Source organism: Ensifer sp. ENS02 (assembly GCF_014851885.1).
GTDB lineage: Bacteria > Pseudomonadota > Alphaproteobacteria > Rhizobiales > Rhizobiaceae > Ensifer > Ensifer adhaerens.
The window spans coordinates 1-18,287 of the sequence record NZ_JACVAO010000009.1; the positions used below are offsets into that span (position 1 = coordinate 1).

The window sequence follows — 18,287 nt, forward strand, 5'->3', positions numbered from 1 at the left end:
GCCCCGGCCACGCCGACTACGTCAAGAACATGATCACCGGTGCAGCGCAGATGGACGGCGCGATCCTGGTTTGCTCGGCTGCTGACGGCCCGATGCCGCAGACCCGCGAGCACATCCTGCTCGCTCGCCAGGTTGGCGTTCCGGCAATCGTCGTGTTCCTCAACAAGGTCGACCAGGTTGACGACGCCGAGCTTCTCGAGCTCGTCGAACTGGAAGTTCGCGAACTTCTGTCGTCCTACGAATTCCCGGGCGACGACATTCCGATCATCAAGGGCTCGGCTCTTGCTGCTCTGGAAGATTCGGACAAGAAGATCGGCGAAGACGCGATCCGCGAGCTGATGGCAGCTGTTGACGCTTACATCCCGACGCCTGAGCGTCCGATCGACCAGCCGTTCCTGATGCCGATCGAAGACGTGTTCTCGATCTCGGGCCGTGGTACGGTTGTGACCGGTCGCGTTGAGCGCGGCATCGTCAAGGTTGGCGAAGAAGTCGAAATCGTCGGCATCCGCGACACGTCGAAGACGACGGTTACGGGCGTTGAAATGTTCCGCAAGCTGCTCGACCAGGGCCAGGCCGGCGACAACATCGGCGCGCTGATCCGTGGTGTTAACCGTGACGGCGTCGAGCGTGGCCAGATCCTGTGCAAGCCGGGTTCGGTCAAGCCGCACAAGAAGTTCATGGCTGAAGCCTACATCCTGACGAAGGAAGAAGGCGGCCGTCATACGCCGTTCTTCACCAACTACCGTCCGCAGTTCTACTTCCGCACGACGGACGTGACGGGCATCGTGACGCTGCCGGAAGGCACGGAAATGGTTATGCCGGGCGACAACGTCACCGTTGCCGTTGAGCTGATCGTTCCGATCGCGATGGAAGAAAAGCTGCGCTTCGCAATCCGCGAAGGCGGCCGTACCGTCGGCGCAGGCATCGTTGCCTCGATCGTCGAGTAATCGACTGATTTCAGATCAGTAGAGAGGCCCCGCCGGCAACGGCGGGGCCTTTTTCGTTTCGGTTGTCGCCAGGACTTCGTCGATGAAGGCGCGCTTGCCGTGGGTGTAGATATCCCAATCGCCATTGGCCTGCTCTGCGAGTTGCCGCTTCAGGGCTTCGTAGCGGCTGGCGAGTTCGGGAGCGTCACGTAGCCGATCCCTGAGCACTAGACGTGCCGCATGGGCGGCGTTGTCGTCTCCACAGAGATAGAGCCGCGTGCCATAGGCAAGCGTTGCCATAGTAAACGTCCACAGGCCGCTTGCGTGCGGGTCGCCGTGAAAGGTGTAGCCTGCGTTGCAGAGGCGAGCGCTGAGCTCCGGCAGCTCCGCTACGTCCGCTACCACCGCATCGATATCGATCTTCGGCTTCGCGGCCAGTCCGGGTATCGCTGTGCTTCCGATGTGGTGGATCTCGCGGACGAAAGGCGAGAGCAGGGCGGTGATGGAAAGCGCCCGCGCCTCAAAGAGCGACGGCCAGAGAGGATCATATTCGACCAGCGTGATGCGCGACATGCGAATCGATTCCGGTGAGGAGAGCTTCTGGCAGGATAGCGAATGCCCGCAGCGCCGCGACCATTTCTGAGTGACGAGGCAATGACTTGCCTTTTTTTTGGGGGCACTCCGGCCGGCAGGGCAGGGGATAGATGCGATTGAATGCGGATTTTTTCGGATCGGCGTTGAAAGGTGCTTGTCATCCTCCGGCAAACTGAATATGAAGCCGCTGACTTGAGGCGGCGAGACGTTGTTGAACGGGCACGCAGCCGAATAGGGGTATAGCTCAGTTGGTAGAGCGGCGGTCTCCAAAACCGCAGGTCGGGGGTTCGAGCCCCTCTGCCCCTGCCATTCCCTCCAGGCTTGCATAAGAGCTGAGGGTTCGGCAGAGTAAGTTTAAGGATCGGTTAGCCGGTCGACGAAATTCACAGAAAAGACTGATTGGCTCTTGTGGTTTTTAGAATCGGTCTTTATGTAGGGTCCAAACAGACACGCGGTGCGTGGGGCTGAATCATCGGCTTTACGCGCCGTAATGGCGTGAGCATTACATGGCATCCAAAACGAATCCGGTAACGTTTCTGCAGCAGGTTCGCTCTGAAACGTCGAAAGTGACCTGGCCCTCTCGGCGCGAGACGATGATCTCGACGCTGATGGTTTTTGTCATGGTCTTTTTTGCCGCTGCCTTCTTCTTTGCTGCGGACCAGTTGATGGGTTGGGCGATCGGCCTCATCCTCAACGTTGGCGCTTGATTGGGTGGAGGCTAGTATGGCTGCGCGCTGGTACATTGTTCACGCCTATTCGAACTTCGAAAAGAAGGTCGCTGAATCGATCGAGGAAAAGGCCAAACAGAAGGGTCTCGAGCACCTGTTCGAGAAGATTCTCGTGCCGACCGAGAAGGTTGTCGAAGTGCGTCGCGGCCGCAAGGTCGACGCCGAGCGCAAGTTCTTCCCGGGCTACGTTCTGGTTCGCGCCAACCTGACGGATGAGGCTTTCCATCTCATCAAGAACACGCCGAAGGTGACCGGTTTCCTCGGTACCGACAGCAAGCCGGTTCCGATTCCGGACCATGAAGCCGAGCGCATTCTCGGTCAGGTCCAGGATGGCGTCGAGCGTCCGAAGCCTTCGGTCTCGTTCGAGATCGGCGAGCAGGTTCGCGTCTCCGACGGTCCGTTCGCGTCGTTCAACGGCGTCGTTCAGGATGTCGACGAAGAGCGTTCGCGCCTCAAGGTCGAAGTTTCGATCTTCGGCCGCGCGACCCCGGTCGAGCTGGAATACGGTCAGGTCGAGAAGGTCTGATAAGGCCTTAAAAGGATAGGGTGGGTTTAGGCCCATTCTGGCGGAGAAATCCGCATGCGCGTGGAAGGATGCCGGCCTTAGCCGGGTCGGATGTTCCGTACCACGCAACCGCAGCCGCCGGCCATTGAGGTCGGCAAGAGCCGGGTAACTGGCATAACAGGTCCCTGGAGCGATCCGTCGCGAGGGGATTTCAGAAAGGCAGAGAGAAATGGCTAAGAAAGTTGCAGGCCAGCTCAAGCTGCAGGTGAAGGCTGGGGCGGCCAATCCGTCTCCGCCGATCGGTCCTGCGCTCGGTCAGCGTGGCATTAACATCATGGAATTCTGCAAGGCGTTCAATGCCGCCACGCAGGAAATGGAAAAGGGTATGCCGATCCCGGTCGTCATCACCTATTACCAGGACAAGTCCTTCACCTTCGTCATGAAGCAGCCGCCGGTCAGCTACTTCCTGAAGAAGGAAGCAAAGATCCAGTCCGGCTCGAAGACCCCCGGCAAGGGCGGTTCGGCTGGCAAGCTCACCAAGGCTCAGATCAAGTCGATCGCCGAAGCCAAGATGAAGGATCTCAATGCCGCCGATATCGAAGGCGCAATGGCTATGATCGAGGGCTCTGCCCGCGCTATGGGCCTGGAAGTGGTAGGCTAAGACCATGGCGAAGATTGCAAAGCGAGTACAGAAGTCCCGCGAGGGCGTTGACCCGACGAAGATCTACGGTCTCACCGAAGCCGTCTCGATGGTCAAGGAACGCGCAACTGCCAAGTTCGACGAAACCGTCGAAGTTGCGATGAACCTCGGCGTTGACCCGCGCCACGCTGACCAGATGGTCCGCGGCGTTGTCAACCTGCCGAACGGCACCGGCCGCTCGGTTCGCGTCGCCGTTTTCGCACGTGGCGCCAAGGCTGACGAAGCCAAGGCTGCTGGTGCTGACGTCGTTGGCGCAGAAGAGCTCGTCGAAATCGTCCAGGGCGGCAAGATCGATTTCGATCGCTGCATCGCCACCCCGGACATGATGCCGCTCGTCGGTCGCCTCGGTAAGGTTCTCGGCCCGCGTGGCATGATGCCGAACCCGAAGGTTGGCACGGTTACGATGGATGTCGCTGGTGCCGTCAAGGCTTCCAAGGGCGGCGCCGTTGAGTTCCGCGTCGAGAAGGCCGGTATCGTTCACGCTGGCATCGGCAAGGCGTCCTTCGACGCCAAGGCACTGGAAGAAAACATCCGTGCTTTCGCTGACGCCGTGATCAAGGCAAAGCCGACCGGCGCCAAGGGTAACTACGTCAAGCGCGTCGCGATTTCGTCGACCATGGGCCCGGGTCTCAAGATCGACCCGGCCACGCTCAGCGTCGCCTAAAGAATTTTCGGGCTTCGGCCCGGAAAAGAGTTTCCGGCCCTTCGGGGCCGGAAATCCGGATTTCGATCCGGAACTCCTGTCCGAGATTGCGGGTGGTTATACCTTAATCACTTCGGCCTGCATGAGACGGGTAAGATCTGAATTTCGCCATGACGCCGGAGGCGTCGAAATTCGGTTCGAACCTCGCTTGCCTTGTGTCAGACCCGGCTCTTCCGGGAACGCCAAGGGACAGGATCCTTAAGCGTTATCAGGGATCGAGCTCGATCTCGGGTGACAAAGGCAAACCCGATGGGGCTGCATTATTGCAACCCTGTCTACTGGAGACAGACAGTGGAAAGAGCGGAAAAACGCGAATTCGTCACGGAGCTGAACGAAGTCTTCAAGGCTTCCGGTTCGGTTGTCGTGGCCCACTATGCTGGTGTCACAGTTGCGCAGATGAACGACTTCCGTTCGAAGATGCGCGCTGCTGGCGGCACCGTCAAAGTCGCGAAAAACCGCCTGGCCAAGATCGCTCTTCAGGGCACCGAGTCGGAAGGGATGACCAATCTCTTCAAGGGTCAGACGCTGATCGCATACAGCGAAGACCCGATCACGGCTCCTAAGGTTGTCATGGATTTCGCCAAGACCAACGACAAGCTCGTTGTTCTCGGTGGCGCCATGGGCACGACCACGCTCAACGCCGAAGCAGTCAAGTCGCTTGCGACCCTGCCTTCGCTCGACGAGCTGCGCGCAAAGCTGCTGGGCCTTCTCAATGCCCCGGCAACCCGCGTCGCAACGGTTGTTCAGGCACCGGCAAGCCAGCTTGCTCGCGTGTTCTCGGCCTATGCCAAGAAGGACGAAGCCGCCTAAGGCGGATTTTCGCTGTTGTATTTAAAACCAGTTCGAACCGAACAAAAGGAAAAGTAAAATGGCTGATCTCGCAAAGATCGTTGAAGACCTCTCCTCGCTGACCGTTCTGGAAGCTGCTGAGCTTTCCAAGCTGCTCGAAGAGAAGTGGGGCGTTTCGGCTGCTGCTCCGGTAGCTGTCGCTGCTGCTGGCGGCGCTGCTGCTCCGGCTGCTGCTGAAGAAGAAAAGACCGAGTTTGACGTTATCCTCGTTGACGCTGGCGCCAACAAGATCAACGTCATCAAGGAAGTTCGCGGCATCACCGGCCTCGGCCTCAAGGAAGCCAAGGACCTGGTCGAAGGCGCTCCGAAGCCGGTTAAGGAAGCAGTTTCCAAGGCTGAAGCTGCTGACCTCAAGAAGAAGCTCGAAGACGCTGGCGCCAAGGTTGACGTCAAGTAATTCGGCTACATGCAAGGGGAGGTGGCCTTTTCAGGCCGCCTCTCTTTGACCGTTTTTAGAACATATTACCCAAAAGCCTGTCGAAAAACGGCTTTTGGGTAATGGGTTCTTCAAGAGGATGGTCTCGAACGGAAGGCAGCACAGCAATCCGCGCTGAGCGTTTTTCGTTGGTTGGACGAGATTGAACTACTCATTGATTGACGGGGTCGACTGGCCATCGGTTCCCGTCCGTTGCAGGCCCGGATGCAAGATTGACAAGGAGCGACGATGGCTCAGACCCTTTCGTTTAACGGTCGCAGGCGCGTACGCAAGTTTTTTGGTAAAATTCCAGAAGTCGCAGAAATGCCGAACCTCATCGAGGTTCAAAAGGCATCCTACGACCAGTTTCTGATGGTTGAAGAGCCCAAGGGCGGTCGCCCTGATGAAGGGCTCCAAGCTGTTTTCAAGTCCGTTTTCCCGATCAAGGACTTCTCGGGCGCATCGATGCTTGAATTCGTTTCGTACGAATTCGAGCCGCCGAAGTTCGACGTCGAAGAATGCCGTCAGCGCGATCTGACCTACGCAGCGCCGCTCAAGGTGACGCTGCGCCTCATCGTGTTCGATATCGACGAGGATACCGGCGCGAAGTCGATCAAGGACATCAAGGAACAGAACGTCTACATGGGCGACATGCCGCTCATGACCGACAACGGTACCTTCATCGTCAACGGCACCGAGCGCGTCATCGTTTCGCAGATGCACCGTTCGCCGGGCGTGTTCTTCGACCACGACAAGGGCAAGAGCCACTCGTCGGGCAAGCTGCTGTTTGCGGCCCGTGTCATTCCTTACCGCGGTTCCTGGCTCGACATCGAGTTCGATGCCAAGGATATCGTTCATGCCCGTATCGACCGTCGCCGCAAGATTCCGGTGACGTCGCTGCTGATGGCGCTCGGAATGGACGGCGAGGAAATCCTCGACACCTTCTACACGAAGTCGCTCTACCAGCGCGACGGCGAAGGCTGGCGCGTGCCGTTCCAGCCGGACGCCCTTAAGGGCCAGAAGGCCATCACCGAGATGGTCGACGCCGACACCGGCGAAGTCGTTGTCGAAGCCGGCAAGAAGCTGACCCCGCGTCTGCTGCGCCAGCTGCAGGAAAAGGGCCTGAAAGCGCTCAAGGCAACCAATGATGACCTCTACGGCAACTACCTTGCCGAAGACGTCGTCAACTACAGCACCGGCGAGATCTATCTCGAAGCCGGCGACGAAATCGACGAGAAGACCCTTCCGGTCATCCTCTCGGCTGGTTTCGACGAGATCCCGGTTCTCGACATCGACCACATCAATGTCGGCGCCTACATCCGCAACACGCTGACCGTAGACAAGAACGAGAACCGTCAGGACGCCCTGTTCGACATCTACCGCGTCATGCGTCCGGGTGAACCGCCGACCATGGATTCCGCGGAAGCCATGTTCAACACGCTGTTCTTCGATGCCGAGCGCTACGACCTTTCGGCCGTCGGTCGCGTCAAGATGAACATGCGTCTCGACCTCGAAGTTGCCGACACCGTGCGCATCCTGCGCAAGGAAGACATCCTGGCTGTCGTCAAGATGCTCGTCGAGCTGCGTGACGGCAAGGGCGAGATCGACGACATCGACAACCTCGGCAACCGCCGTGTTCGTTCGGTCGGCGAGCTCATGGAGAACCAGTACCGTCTCGGCCTGCTCCGCATGGAGCGCGCGATCAAGGAACGTATGTCTTCGATCGAAATCGACACGGTCATGCCGCAGGACCTGATCAACGCGAAGCCGGCTGCGGCCGCCGTTCGCGAGTTCTTCGGCTCCTCGCAGCTGTCGCAGTTCATGGACCAGGTGAACCCGCTTTCGGAAATCACCCACAAGCGCCGTCTTTCGGCTCTTGGCCCGGGTGGTCTGACCCGCGAGCGCGCCGGCTTCGAAGTCCGCGACGTTCACCCGACCCACTACGGCCGCATTTGCCCGATCGAAACGCCGGAAGGCCCGAACATCGGTCTGATCAACTCGCTTGCAACCTTTGCCCGCGTCAACAAGTACGGCTTCATCGAAAGCCCGTACCGCAAGATCGTTGACGGCAAGGTGACGAACGACGTCGTCTATCTCTCCGCAATGGAAGAGGCGAAGTACCACGTTGCCCAGGCAAACTCGGTTCTCGAGAACGATGGCTCGTTCGCTGAAGAGTTCGTTGTTTGCCGTCACGCCGGCGAAGTTATGCTGGCGCCGCGCGACAACATCAACCTGATGGACGTTTCGCCGAAGCAGCTCGTTTCGGTCGCAGCGGCGCTCATCCCGTTCCTCGAGAACGACGACGCCAACCGCGCACTGATGGGCTCGAACATGCAGCGTCAGGCCGTGCCGCTGCTGCGCGCCGAAGCACCGTTCGTCGGTACCGGCATGGAGCCGGTCGTTGCCCGTGACTCCGGCGCTGCTATTGCAGCCCGTCGTGGCGGTGTCGTCGACCAGGTTGACGCGACCCGTATCGTTATCCGCGCCACCGAAGACCTCGATCCGTCGAAGTCGGGCGTCGATATCTACCGTCTGCAGAAGTTCCAGCGCTCGAACCAGAACACCTGCGTCAACCAGCGCCCGCTGGTCACCGTCGGTGACATCCTGAACAAGGGCGACATCATCGCTGACGGTCCGTCGACCGACCTCGGTGACCTGGCTCTCGGCCGCAACGCGCTCGTCGCGTTCATGCCGTGGAACGGCTACAACTACGAAGACTCGATCCTGCTCTCCGAGCGGATCGTGCGCGACGACGTGTTCACCTCCATCCACATCGAAGAATTCGAAGTGATGGCGCGTGACACCAAGCTGGGTCCGGAAGAAATCACCCGCGACATTCCGAACGTTTCGGAAGAAGCGCTGCGCAACCTTGACGAAGCCGGTATCGTTTATATCGGTGCAGAGGTTCAGCCGGGTGACATCCTCGTCGGCAAGATCACGCCGAAGGGCGAAAGCCCGATGACGCCGGAAGAAAAGCTTCTGCGCGCCATCTTCGGTGAAAAGGCCTCCGACGTTCGCGACACCTCGATGCGCATGCCCCCGGGCACCTTCGGTACCGTCGTCGAAGTTCGCGTCTTCAACCGCCACGGCGTTGAGAAGGACGAGCGCGCGATGGCGATCGAGCGCGAGGAAATCGAACGCCTCGCCAAGGACCGCGACGACGAACAGGCGATCCTGGACCGCAACGTCTACGCCCGTCTCGTCGACATGCTGCGTGGCCACACGGCCGTTGCCGGTCCGAAGGGCTTCAAGAAGGGCACCGAGCTTTCGAACCTCGTCGTCAGCGAATACCCCCGCTCGCAGTGGTGGATGTTCGCCGTCGAAGACGAAAAGGCTCAGGGCGAGATCGAAGCTCTTCGCGCCCAGTACGACGAATCCAAGTCGCGCCTTGAACAGCGCTTCATGGACAAGGTCGAGAAGGTCCAGCGCGGCGACGAAATGCCTCCGGGCGTCATGAAGATGGTCAAGGTCTTCGTCGCTGTGAAGCGCAAGATCCAGCCGGGTGACAAGATGGCCGGTCGTCACGGCAACAAGGGCGTCGTGTCGCGTATCGTACCGATCGAAGACATGCCGTTCCTGGAAGACGGCACGCATGTCGACGTCGTTCTGAACCCGCTCGGCGTGCCTTCGCGCATGAACGTCGGCCAGATCCTCGAAACCCACCTTGGCTGGGCTTGCGCCGGCATGGGTCAGAAGATCGGCGCGATGCTCGACGCCTACAAGGCAGGTGCCGATATCCAGCCGCTGCGCGACACCATCGACAGCGTCATCGGGTCGGGCCCGAAGGGTGAGCCGATCAAGCAGTACGACGACGAGTCGATCGTGCGCCTGGCCGAGCAGACCCGTCGCGGCGTTTCGATCGCAACGCCGGTCTTCGACGGTGCTGTCGAAGCCGACGTCAACGAGATGCTGGAGCAGGCAGGTCTGAAGGTGACCGGTCAGTCGACGCTCTATGACGGCCGTACCGGCGATCAGTTCGACCGCCAGGTGACCGTGGGCTACATCTACATGTTGAAGCTCAACCACTTGGTCGACGACAAGATCCACGCCCGTTCGATCGGTCCGTACTCGCTCGTCACCCAGCAGCCGCTCGGTGGTAAGGCGCAGTTCGGCGGTCAGCGCTTCGGGGAAATGGAGGTCTGGGCGCTCGAAGCGTACGGCGCCGCCTACACCCTGCAGGAAATGCTGACGGTCAAGTCGGACGACGTTGCCGGTCGTACCAAGGTCTACGAAGCGATCGTCCGTGGCGACGATACCTTCGAAGCGGGCATTCCGGAGAGCTTCAACGTTCTCGTCAAGGAAATGCGCTCGCTGGGCCTTTCGGTCGAGCTCGAAAACTCGAAGGTCGACGAGGCTGGCGCGGCGCAGTTGCCCGACGCAGCCGAGTAAAGAGACCCAAGGTGCGTGCCGCTCATGCGGCGCGCACCGTTTCCGCCGGGAGACGCTGACGTCTCCGGCAGGAACGAAGCCGCAGCCAATGCGGTTTTAGCTGTTTATGGGGCAGGGGCCGGCGCCCGGGATTTGTCGGCACCCTCGCCAAGCTCAGGGCGTAAAGCCCGTAAAGGAGACAGGCATGAACCAAGAGGTCATGAATCTTTTCAATCCGCAGGTGCCTGCACAGACCTTCGATTCCATTCGGATTTCGATCGCCTCGCCGGAGAAGATTCTTTCCTGGTCTTACGGTGAGATCAAGAAGCCGGAGACGATCAACTACCGCACGTTCAAGCCGGAACGCGACGGTCTGTTCTGCGCGCGCATCTTTGGACCGATCAAGGACTACGAGTGCCTGTGCGGCAAGTACAAGCGCATGAAGTACAAGGGCATCATCTGCGAAAAGTGCGGCGTCGAAGTGACGTTGTCGCGCGTTCGCCGTGAGCGCATGGGCCACATCGAGCTAGCCGCTCCCGTTGCCCACATCTGGTTCCTGAAGTCGCTGCCGAGCCGCATTTCGACGCTGCTCGACATGACGCTGAAGGATGTCGAGCGCGTTCTGTACTTCGAAAACTACATCGTCACCGAGCCGGGTCTGACGTCGCTGAAGGAAAACCAGCTTCTCAGCGAAGAAGACTACATGCTCGCCGTCGACGAGTTCGGCGAAGACCAGTTCACCGCCATGATCGGCGCCGAAGCGATCTACGAGATGCTCGCTTCGATGAACCTGGAAAAGATCGCCGGCGACCTGCGCGCCGAGCTCGCTGAGACGACCTCGGATCTGAAGCAGAAGAAGCTGATGAAGCGGCTGAAGATCGTCGAGAACTTCATGGATTCCGGCAACCGTCCGGAATGGATGATCATGAAGGTCGTTCCGGTGATCCCCCCGGACCTGCGCCCGCTCGTGCCGCTCGACGGCGGCCGTTTCGCGACGTCGGATCTGAACGATCTCTATCGCCGCGTCATCAACCGTAACAACCGTCTGAAGCGCCTGATCGAACTGCGCGCCCCGGGCATCATCATCCGCAACGAAAAGCGCATGCTGCAGGAATCTGTCGATGCGCTGTTCGACAACGGCCGTCGTGGCCGCGTCATCACCGGCGCCAACAAGCGTCCGCTGAAGTCGCTGTCCGACATGCTCAAGGGCAAGCAGGGCCGCTTCCGTCAGAACCTGCTCGGCAAGCGCGTCGACTATTCCGGCCGTTCGGTCATCGTGACCGGCCCGGAGCTGAAGCTGCACCAGTGCGGCCTGCCGAAGAAGATGGCGCTCGAGCTGTTCAAGCCGTTCATCTACGCGCGTCTTGACGCCAAGGGCTTCTCGTCCACCGTCAAGCAGGCAAAGAAGCTCGTCGAAAAGGAAAAGCCGGAAGTCTGGGATATCCTCGACGAGGTCATCCGCGAGCACCCGGTTCTCCTGAACCGTGCGCCGACGCTGCACCGCCTGGGCATCCAGGCCTTCGAACCGACCCTGGTCGAAGGCAAGGCGATCCAGCTGCACCCGCTCGTCTGCACGGCCTTCAACGCCGACTTCGACGGTGACCAGATGGCCGTTCACGTGCCGCTGTCGCTCGAAGCTCAGCTCGAAGCCCGCGTGCTGATGATGTCGACCAACAACATTCTGCACCCGGCAAACGGCGCGCCGATCATCGTTCCGTCGCAGGACATGGTTCTCGGTCTCTATTACTTGTCGATCCTGAACCAGAACGAGCCGGGCGAAGGCATGGCGTTCTCGGACATGGGCGAGTTGCACCACGCGCTCGAAACCAAGGCCGTGACGCTGCACGCCAAGATCCGTGGCCGCTTCAAGACCGTCGACGCCGAGGGCAACCCGGTTTCGAAGATCTATGAAACCACGCCTGGCCGCATGATCATCGGCGAGCTGCTGCCGCGCAACGTCAACGTGCCGTTCGATACCTGCAACCAGGAAATGACCAAGAAGAACATCTCCAAGATGATCGACACGGTCTACCGTCATTGCGGCCAGAAGGACACGGTCATCTTCTGCGACCGCATCATGCAGCTCGGCTTCGCCCATGCCTGCCGCGCCGGCATTTCGTTCGGCAAGGACGACATGGTCATTCCGGACACCAAGGTGAAGATCGTCGGCGACACTGAAGCGCTCGTGAAGGAATACGAGCAGCAGTACAATGACGGCCTCATCACCCAGGGCGAAAAGTACAACAAGGTTGTCGACGCCTGGGGCAAGGCGACCGAAAAGGTCGCCGAAGAAATGATGGCCCGCATCAAGGCGGTCGAGTTCGACGACAATGGTCGCCAGAAGCCGATGAACTCGATCTACATGATGTCGCACTCGGGTGCTCGTGGTTCTCCGAACCAGATGCGCCAGCTGGGCGGCATGCGTGGCCTCATGGCCAAGCCGTCGGGCGAAATCATCGAGACGCCGATCATCTCGAACTTCAAGGAAGGCCTGACCGTTAACGAGTACTTCAACTCGACCCACGGTGCCCGTAAGGGTCTGGCAGACACCGCCTTGAAGACCGCGAACTCCGGTTACCTGACCCGCCGTCTCGTCGACGTCGCGCAGGATTGCATCGTCAACTCCGTCGATTGTGGCACCGACAAGGGCCTCACCATGACGGCGATCGTCGATGCCGGTCAGGTCGTGGCTTCGCTTGGCGCTCGTATTCTCGGTCGTACGGCTTTGGACGACATCGATCACCCGGTCACGGGCGCTCGCATCGTCGACGCCGGCCGGATGATCCTTGAACCGGATGTCATCGAGATCGAGAAGGCTGGTATTCAGTCGATCCGCATCCGCTCGGCGCTGACCTGCGAAATCCAGACGGGCGTTTGCGGCGTCTGCTACGGCCGCGACCTGGCTCGTGGTACGCCGGTCAACATGGGCGAAGCGGTTGGCGTTATCGCCGCACAGTCGATCGGTGAACCGGGCACCCAGCTCACCATGCGTACCTTCCACTTGGGTGGTACGGCGACCGTGGTTGACCAGTCGTTCCTGGAAGCGTCCTACGAAGGTACGGTTCAGATCAAGAACCGCAACATGCTGCGCAACTCTGACGGCGTTCTCGTCGCCATGGGTCGTAACATGGCCGTCCAGATCCTGGATGAACGTGGCGTCGAGCGGTCCTCGCAGCGCGTTGCCTACGGTTCGAAGATCCTCGTCGACGACGGCGACAAGGTGAAGCGCGGTCAGCGTCTCGCCGAATGGGACCCCTACACCCGTCCGATGATGACGGAAGTGGAAGGTACCGTTCACTTCGAAGACGTCGTCGACGGCATCTCGGTTCTGGAAGCGACCGACGAGTCCACCGGCATCACCAAGCGTCAGGTTATCGATTGGCGTTCGACGCCGCGCGGTACGGACCTGAAGCCGGCGATCGTCATCAAGGACAAGAACGGCGCAGTCATGAAGCTGTCGCGTGGTGGCGACGCCCGCTTCATGCTTTCGGTTGACGCCATTCTGTCGGTAGAACCGGGCACGAAGGTTTCGCAGGGTGACGTGCTTGCACGTTCGCCGCTCGAAAGCGCCAAGACCAAGGACATCACCGGTGGTCTGCCGCGCGTTGCCGAACTGTTCGAAGCACGTCGTCCGAAGGATCACGCCATCATCGCTGAGATCGATGGTACGATCCGATTCGGCCGCGACTACAAGAACAAGCGTCGCGTTCTGATCGAGCCGGCGGAAGACGGTGTCGAGCCGGTCGAATACCTGATCCCGAAGGGCAAGCCCTTCCATCTTCAGGATGGCGACTACATCGAAAAGGGCGACTACATCCTCGACGGCAACCCGGCGCCGCACGACATCCTGGCGATCAAGGGCGTGGAAGCACTTGCTTCCTACCTGGTCAACGAAATCCAGGAAGTCTACCGACTGCAGGGCGTTGTCATCAACGACAAGCACATCGAGGTGATCGTCCGTCAGATGCTGCAGAAGGTTGAAATCACCGACGCCGGTGACTCGACCTACATCGTCGGCGACAACGTCGACCGCATCGAGCTCGAAGACGTCAATGACGGCCTGATCGAACAGGGCAAGAAGCCGGCTTACGGCGATCCGGTCCTGCTCGGCATCACCAAGGCCTCGCTGCAGACGCCGTCGTTCATCTCGGCAGCGTCGTTCCAGGAGACCACGAAGGTCCTGACGGAAGCCGCAATCGCCGGCAAGACCGACGGCCTGCAGGGTCTGAAGGAAAACGTCATCGTCGGCCGTCTGATCCCGGCCGGTACCGGCGGCACGATGACCCAGATCCGTCGCATCGCAACCGCGCGCGACGAAATGATCCTGGAAGAGCGTCGTCGCGGCACCGGTGCAGACGTGGCAACGCCGATGCTCGCCGATCTCGCAAGCGAGAACGCGGCAGCCGAATAATGGGGGAGGGCGTGTTCGCCCTCCAACCTCACAAAAGAAGAAGCCGCCGAGAGCGATCTCGGCGGCTTCTTCTTTTGCAAATACGGTCTTGGGAGCTGGTGCGATGGGCTGTCTTGCAGCGTCTCAGCTGAAGCGGATGATTGCGACTTCGCCTTCGAGCGCACCCTGATAGGCGGACGCGTGCGGCTCTTCGCTCGGAACGTCGGTCAATGTGCCGATCTGGTCCAGGTCGGCCTCGAGAAAACCTTCTTCTGCAAGCGCGTTGAGCGCTTCGCGTACCGCGGTATCGTCGTCGGGCGCCTTCAGCATTACGTGAATGTCCACGCCGTCCTCGTCGCCGTCGGTCTCGTAGGCCTTGCCGATGATGATGAACACCATCGGCTCGTCCGGGGCATTGTCGTTGTCTGGGGTGACGGCCATTTTGTTTCCTTTCGAATGGGTTTGGTGCGACCTTAGCTTCCTTTTTGAATCAGCGCGATGGAAATGCAATGCCGCGCGGACGCTTCCGTTGAGAGCGAGTCGATCATCGTGGAAAACCCCCACAAAGTGGTTGCCGATTCCTTAATCCCGTCAGACACTCCGGGCACAGAAGGGCAGATGAGGCGGGCGCCAGGCGCCAAACCATGTGCAAAAGCCTTGTTTTTCAGGCATGCCGGGCGAACGCGTCCGGGAATATTTCTTAATTGCCCTTGACTGTTCGCCTTGAAATCAGTACACCCCGCCGCATCGGAGCCCATGTGAGGCTGGCTGGTTCGGAACGTCGCGTTCTGAAGTTCGCCTCAAACAAGGTTCGAAACGCACGCTGACGACTACAATGCTGCACGCACGACGCACGAAATAGTGCGTCCTCTGCTTTATTTGGGGCCATCTGCGGAAAAGGCGGATCGGCCCTTGTTTTGCGCATTTCATGAGGCGTTCGAAACTGCCGGCGACGGCAACGATCCGCCCGCAAGGGTAATGTGACAAGATTTTGCAAGGGATGGGTATATGCCTACCGTAAACCAGCTGATCCGTAAGCCTCGTCAGGCACAGGTAAAGCGCAACAAGGTTCCTGCTCTGCAGGAAAACCCGCAGAAGCGTGGTGTTTGCACCCGCGTTTACACGACGACCCCGAAGAAGCCGAACTCGGCTCTGCGTAAGGTTGCCAAGATTCGCCTGACGAACGGCTTCGAAGTCATCGGCTACATTCCGGGTGAAGGCCACAACCTTCAGGAACACTCGGTCGTGATGATCCGTGGCGGCCGCGTTAAGGACCTTCCGGGTGTTCGTTATCACATCATCCGCGGTGTTCTCGATACCCAGGGCGTCAAGAACCGCAAGCAGCGCCGTTCGAAGTACGGTGCGAAGCGTCCGAAGTAATTCGGTTTTGAAAATCCCGGCGCTGCGCGAGGTCCTCCGCGTGGTAGAGCGCTAAATAGTTTGAAGAGACGAGAAGTATGTCCAGACGTCATAGAGCAGAAAAGCGTGAGATCAACCCGGATCCGAAGTTCGGTGATCTGGTTGTCACGAAGTTCATGAATGCGATCATGCTGCACGGCAAGAAGTCGGTCGCTGAAACCATCGTTTACGGTGCGTTCGATGCGGTTCAGGCTAAGCTGAAGCAGGAGCCGATCGCTGTATTCCATTCCGCGCTCGACAACATCGCGCCGCACGTTGAAGTGCGTTCGCGTCGCGTTGGTGGTGCAACCTACCAGGTTCCGGTCGACGTTCGTCCGGAGCGTCGCCAGGCTCTCGCCATCCGTTGGCTGATCACGGCTGCACGCAAGCGCAACGAAACGACCATGGTTGATCGCCTCTGCGGCGAACTCATGGACGCAGCGAACAACCGTGGTAGCGCCGTGAAGAAGCGCGAAGACACGCACAAGATGGCTGATGCCAACCGTGCGTTCTCGCACTATCGCTGGTAATTCTGGCGCGAACGTCTCAAGAGGCAGTCCACTATGGCACGCGAATACAAAATCGAAGATTACCGTAACTTCGGTATCATGGCGCACATCGACGCCGGCAAGACCACGACGACCGAGCGCATTCTCTACTACACCGGCAAGTCCCACAAGATCGGCGAAGTCCACGACGGTGCCGCTACCATGGACTGGATGGAGCAGGAACAGGAACGCGGCATCACGATCACGTCTGCTGCGACGACCACCTTCTGGAAGGGTCGTGACGGCAAGGCTCGCCGCTTCAACATCATCGACACCCCCGGCCACGTTGACTTCACCATCGAAGTCGAGCGTTCGCTGCGCGTTCTCGACGGCGCCATCGCGCTGCTCGACGCCAACGCCGGTGTTGAGCCGCAGACGGAAACCGTCTGGCGTCAGGCGGAGAAGTACAACGTTCCGCGCATGATCTTCTGCAACAAGATGGACAAGACCGGCGCGGACTTCTACCGCTCGGTCGAGATGATCAAGACCCGTCTGGGCGCGATCGCCGTCGTCATGCAGCTGCCGATCGGCGCTGAAACCGAGTTCAAGGGTGTTATCGACCTGGTCGAGATGAACGCTCTCGTCTGGCGCGACGAATCGCTCGGCGCCCAGTGGGACGTCGTCGAGATTCCGGACGACATGAAGGACAAGGCCGAAGAATATCGCGAGAAGCTGATCGAGACCGTTGTCGAGATCGACGAAGCCGCGATGGAAGCCTACCTCGAAGGCAACATGCCCTCGAACGACAAGATCCGCGAACTCGTTCGCCGCGGCACCATCGACGTGAAGTTCCACCCGATGTTCTGCGGTACCGCGTTCAAGAACAAGGGCGTTCAGCCGCTTCTCGACGCGGTTGTCGACTACCTGCCGTCGCCGCTCGACATTCCGGCGATCAAGGGCATCGACGCCAAGACCGAAGCCGAGATCGAGCGTCACGCTGACGACGCCGAGCCGCTTTCGATGCTCGCGTTCAAGATCATGAACGACCCCTTCGTCGGTTCGCTGACCTTCGCACGCATCTATTCGGGCAAGCTCGAAAAGGGCTCGTCTGTCATGAACACGGTCAAGGACAAGCGCGAGCGCGTCGGCCGTATGCTGCAGATGCACTCGAACTCGCGTGAAGACATCGAAGAAGCCTTCGCAGGCGACATCGTTGCTCTTGCCGGTCTCAAGGAAACCACCACGGGTGACACGCTTTGCGATCCGCTGAAGCCGGTTATCCTCGAGCGCATGGAATTCCCGGAGCCGGTCATCCAGATCGCGATTGAGCCGAAGTCCAAGGGCGACCAGGAAAAGATGGGCCTCGCGCTCAACCGCCTGGCAGCTGAAGACCCGTCGTTCCGCGTCAAGACCGACCAGGAATCCGGCCAGACGATCATCGCTGGCATGGGCGAACTTCACCTCGACATCATCGTCGACCGTATGCGTCGCGAGTTCAAGGTTGAGGCCAACGTCGGTGCTCCGCAGGTTGCCTACCGCGAAACCATCACGCGTCAGCACGAAGAAGACTACACGCACAAGAAGCAGTCCGGTGGTACCGGTCAGTTCGCGCGCGTCAAGATCGTGTTCGAACCGAACCCGGATGGCGAAGATTTCGTCTTCGAATCCAAGATCGTCGGTGGTGCTGTTCCGAAGGAATACATCCCGGGCGTTCAGAAGGGTATCGAAAGCGTTCTGTCTTCGGGTCCGCTCGCTGGCTTCCCGATGCTCGGCGTCAAGGCGACGCTCATCGACGGTGCATTCCACGACGTCGACTCGTCGGTTCTCGCCTTCGAAATCGCATCGCGTGCTTGCTTCCGTGAAGCGGCCAAGAAGGCTGGTGCACAGCTTCTCGAGCCGATGATGAAGGTCGAAGTCGTAACGCCGGAAGACTACGTCGGCGACGTTATCGGCGACCTGAACTCCCGCCGTGGCCAGATCCAGGGCCAGGAATCGCGTGGCGTTGCCGTTGTGATCAACGCAAACGTTCCGCTGGCGAACATGTTCAAGTACGTCGACAACCTGCGCTCCATGTCTCAGGGCCGTGCGCAGTACACGATGACCTTCGATCACTACGCGCCGGTTCCGTCGAACGTCGCGCAGGAAATCCAGGCGAAGTATTCCGGTCAGAAGTGACCGGAATACCAAGACGCTGACAGAAGTTAAAAGTTTTCCCCGGTAGGG

14 protein-coding genes and 1 tRNA gene are annotated in these 18,287 nt (G+C 59.7%); 13 read left to right on the forward strand and 2 right to left on the reverse strand.

What is annotated here, in order from left to right; genetic code table 11:
- The coding region (gene tuf, locus IB262_RS19505) for an elongation factor Tu (protein ID WP_192359106.1) at window positions 1–947 on the forward strand (947 nt) is incomplete at its 5' end.
- 15 nt (window positions 948–962) lie between these two features.
- Here the strand turns inward: tuf and IB262_RS19510 are convergent.
- A complete protein-coding gene (locus IB262_RS19510) occupies window positions 963–1,499 on the reverse strand; it encodes a GrpB family protein (protein ID WP_110819909.1) in 537 nt (178 codons plus the stop codon).
- Between the two features lie 254 nt (window positions 1,500–1,753).
- Here IB262_RS19510 and IB262_RS19515 point away from each other — a divergent pair.
- The 9 genes from IB262_RS19515 to rpoC all read left to right on the forward strand — a co-directional run bounded on the left by IB262_RS19515 (window position 1,754) and on the right by rpoC (window position 14,199).
- Window positions 1,754–1,829 (forward strand) — tRNA-Trp (locus IB262_RS19515).
- A 197-nt stretch (window positions 1,830–2,026) separates the two neighbouring features.
- Entirely contained in the window at window positions 2,027–2,227 is a 201-nt protein-coding gene (gene secE / locus IB262_RS19520; RefSeq protein ID WP_034795473.1) for a preprotein translocase subunit SecE, read from the forward strand.
- A gap of 16 nt (window positions 2,228–2,243) precedes the next feature.
- Window positions 2,244–2,774 (forward strand): transcription termination/antitermination protein NusG, encoded by a 531-nt coding sequence (gene nusG, locus IB262_RS19525; RefSeq protein WP_034795476.1) that lies wholly within the window; start codon window positions 2,244–2,246, stop codon window positions 2,772–2,774.
- Window positions 2,775–2,982: 208 nt separating this feature from the next.
- Window positions 2,983–3,414, forward strand: a complete 432-nt coding sequence (rplK, locus tag IB262_RS19530) for a 50S ribosomal protein L11 (RefSeq protein WP_034795479.1) — start codon at window positions 2,983–2,985, stop codon at window positions 3,412–3,414.
- Between the two features lie 4 nt (window positions 3,415–3,418).
- Entirely contained in the window at window positions 3,419–4,117 is a 699-nt protein-coding gene (gene rplA, locus IB262_RS19535) for a 50S ribosomal protein L1 (RefSeq protein WP_034795482.1), read from the forward strand.
- Between the two features lie 330 nt (window positions 4,118–4,447).
- On the forward strand, window positions 4,448–4,966 hold the full coding sequence (gene rplJ / locus IB262_RS19540; protein WP_034795485.1) for a 50S ribosomal protein L10: 519 nt from the start codon (window positions 4,448–4,450) through the stop codon (window positions 4,964–4,966).
- A gap of 58 nt (window positions 4,967–5,024) precedes the next feature.
- Window positions 5,025–5,402: a 50S ribosomal protein L7/L12 gene (rplL, locus tag IB262_RS19545; RefSeq protein ID WP_034795489.1), complete on the forward strand. Its 378-nt coding sequence runs from the start codon at window positions 5,025–5,027 to the stop codon at window positions 5,400–5,402.
- A gap of 267 nt (window positions 5,403–5,669) precedes the next feature.
- Entirely contained in the window at window positions 5,670–9,809 is a 4,140-nt protein-coding gene (gene rpoB, locus IB262_RS19550) for a DNA-directed RNA polymerase subunit beta (protein WP_034795492.1), read from the forward strand.
- Between the two features lie 184 nt (window positions 9,810–9,993).
- Complete coding sequence (gene rpoC / locus IB262_RS19555) at window positions 9,994–14,199, forward strand: DNA-directed RNA polymerase subunit beta' (RefSeq protein WP_034795495.1); 4,206 nt, start codon at window positions 9,994–9,996, stop codon at window positions 14,197–14,199.
- Between the two features lie 123 nt (window positions 14,200–14,322).
- Here the strand turns inward: rpoC and IB262_RS19560 are convergent, their stop codons facing one another.
- Window positions 14,323–14,619, reverse strand: a complete 297-nt coding sequence (locus IB262_RS19560) for a hypothetical protein (protein WP_034795498.1) — start codon at window positions 14,617–14,619, stop codon at window positions 14,323–14,325.
- A gap of 567 nt (window positions 14,620–15,186) precedes the next feature.
- Between IB262_RS19560 and rpsL the strand changes: the two genes are divergently transcribed.
- The 3 genes from rpsL (at window position 15,187) to fusA (ending at window position 18,239) form a co-directional block, all read left to right on the forward strand.
- Window positions 15,187–15,558, forward strand: coding sequence for a 30S ribosomal protein S12 (rpsL, locus tag IB262_RS19565; RefSeq protein ID WP_003507760.1), 372 nt, complete (start codon window positions 15,187–15,189; stop codon window positions 15,556–15,558).
- 77 nt (window positions 15,559–15,635) lie between these two features.
- The gene (gene rpsG / locus IB262_RS19570) at window positions 15,636–16,106 is read left to right on the forward strand and encodes a 30S ribosomal protein S7 (protein ID WP_034795512.1); all 471 of its coding nucleotides are present in this window, start codon (window positions 15,636–15,638) and stop codon (window positions 16,104–16,106) included.
- A 33-nt stretch (window positions 16,107–16,139) separates the two neighbouring features.
- Complete coding sequence (fusA, locus tag IB262_RS19575) at window positions 16,140–18,239, forward strand: elongation factor G (RefSeq protein ID WP_034795515.1); 2,100 nt, start codon at window positions 16,140–16,142, stop codon at window positions 18,237–18,239.
- Window positions 18,240–18,287 lie beyond the last annotated feature (48 nt).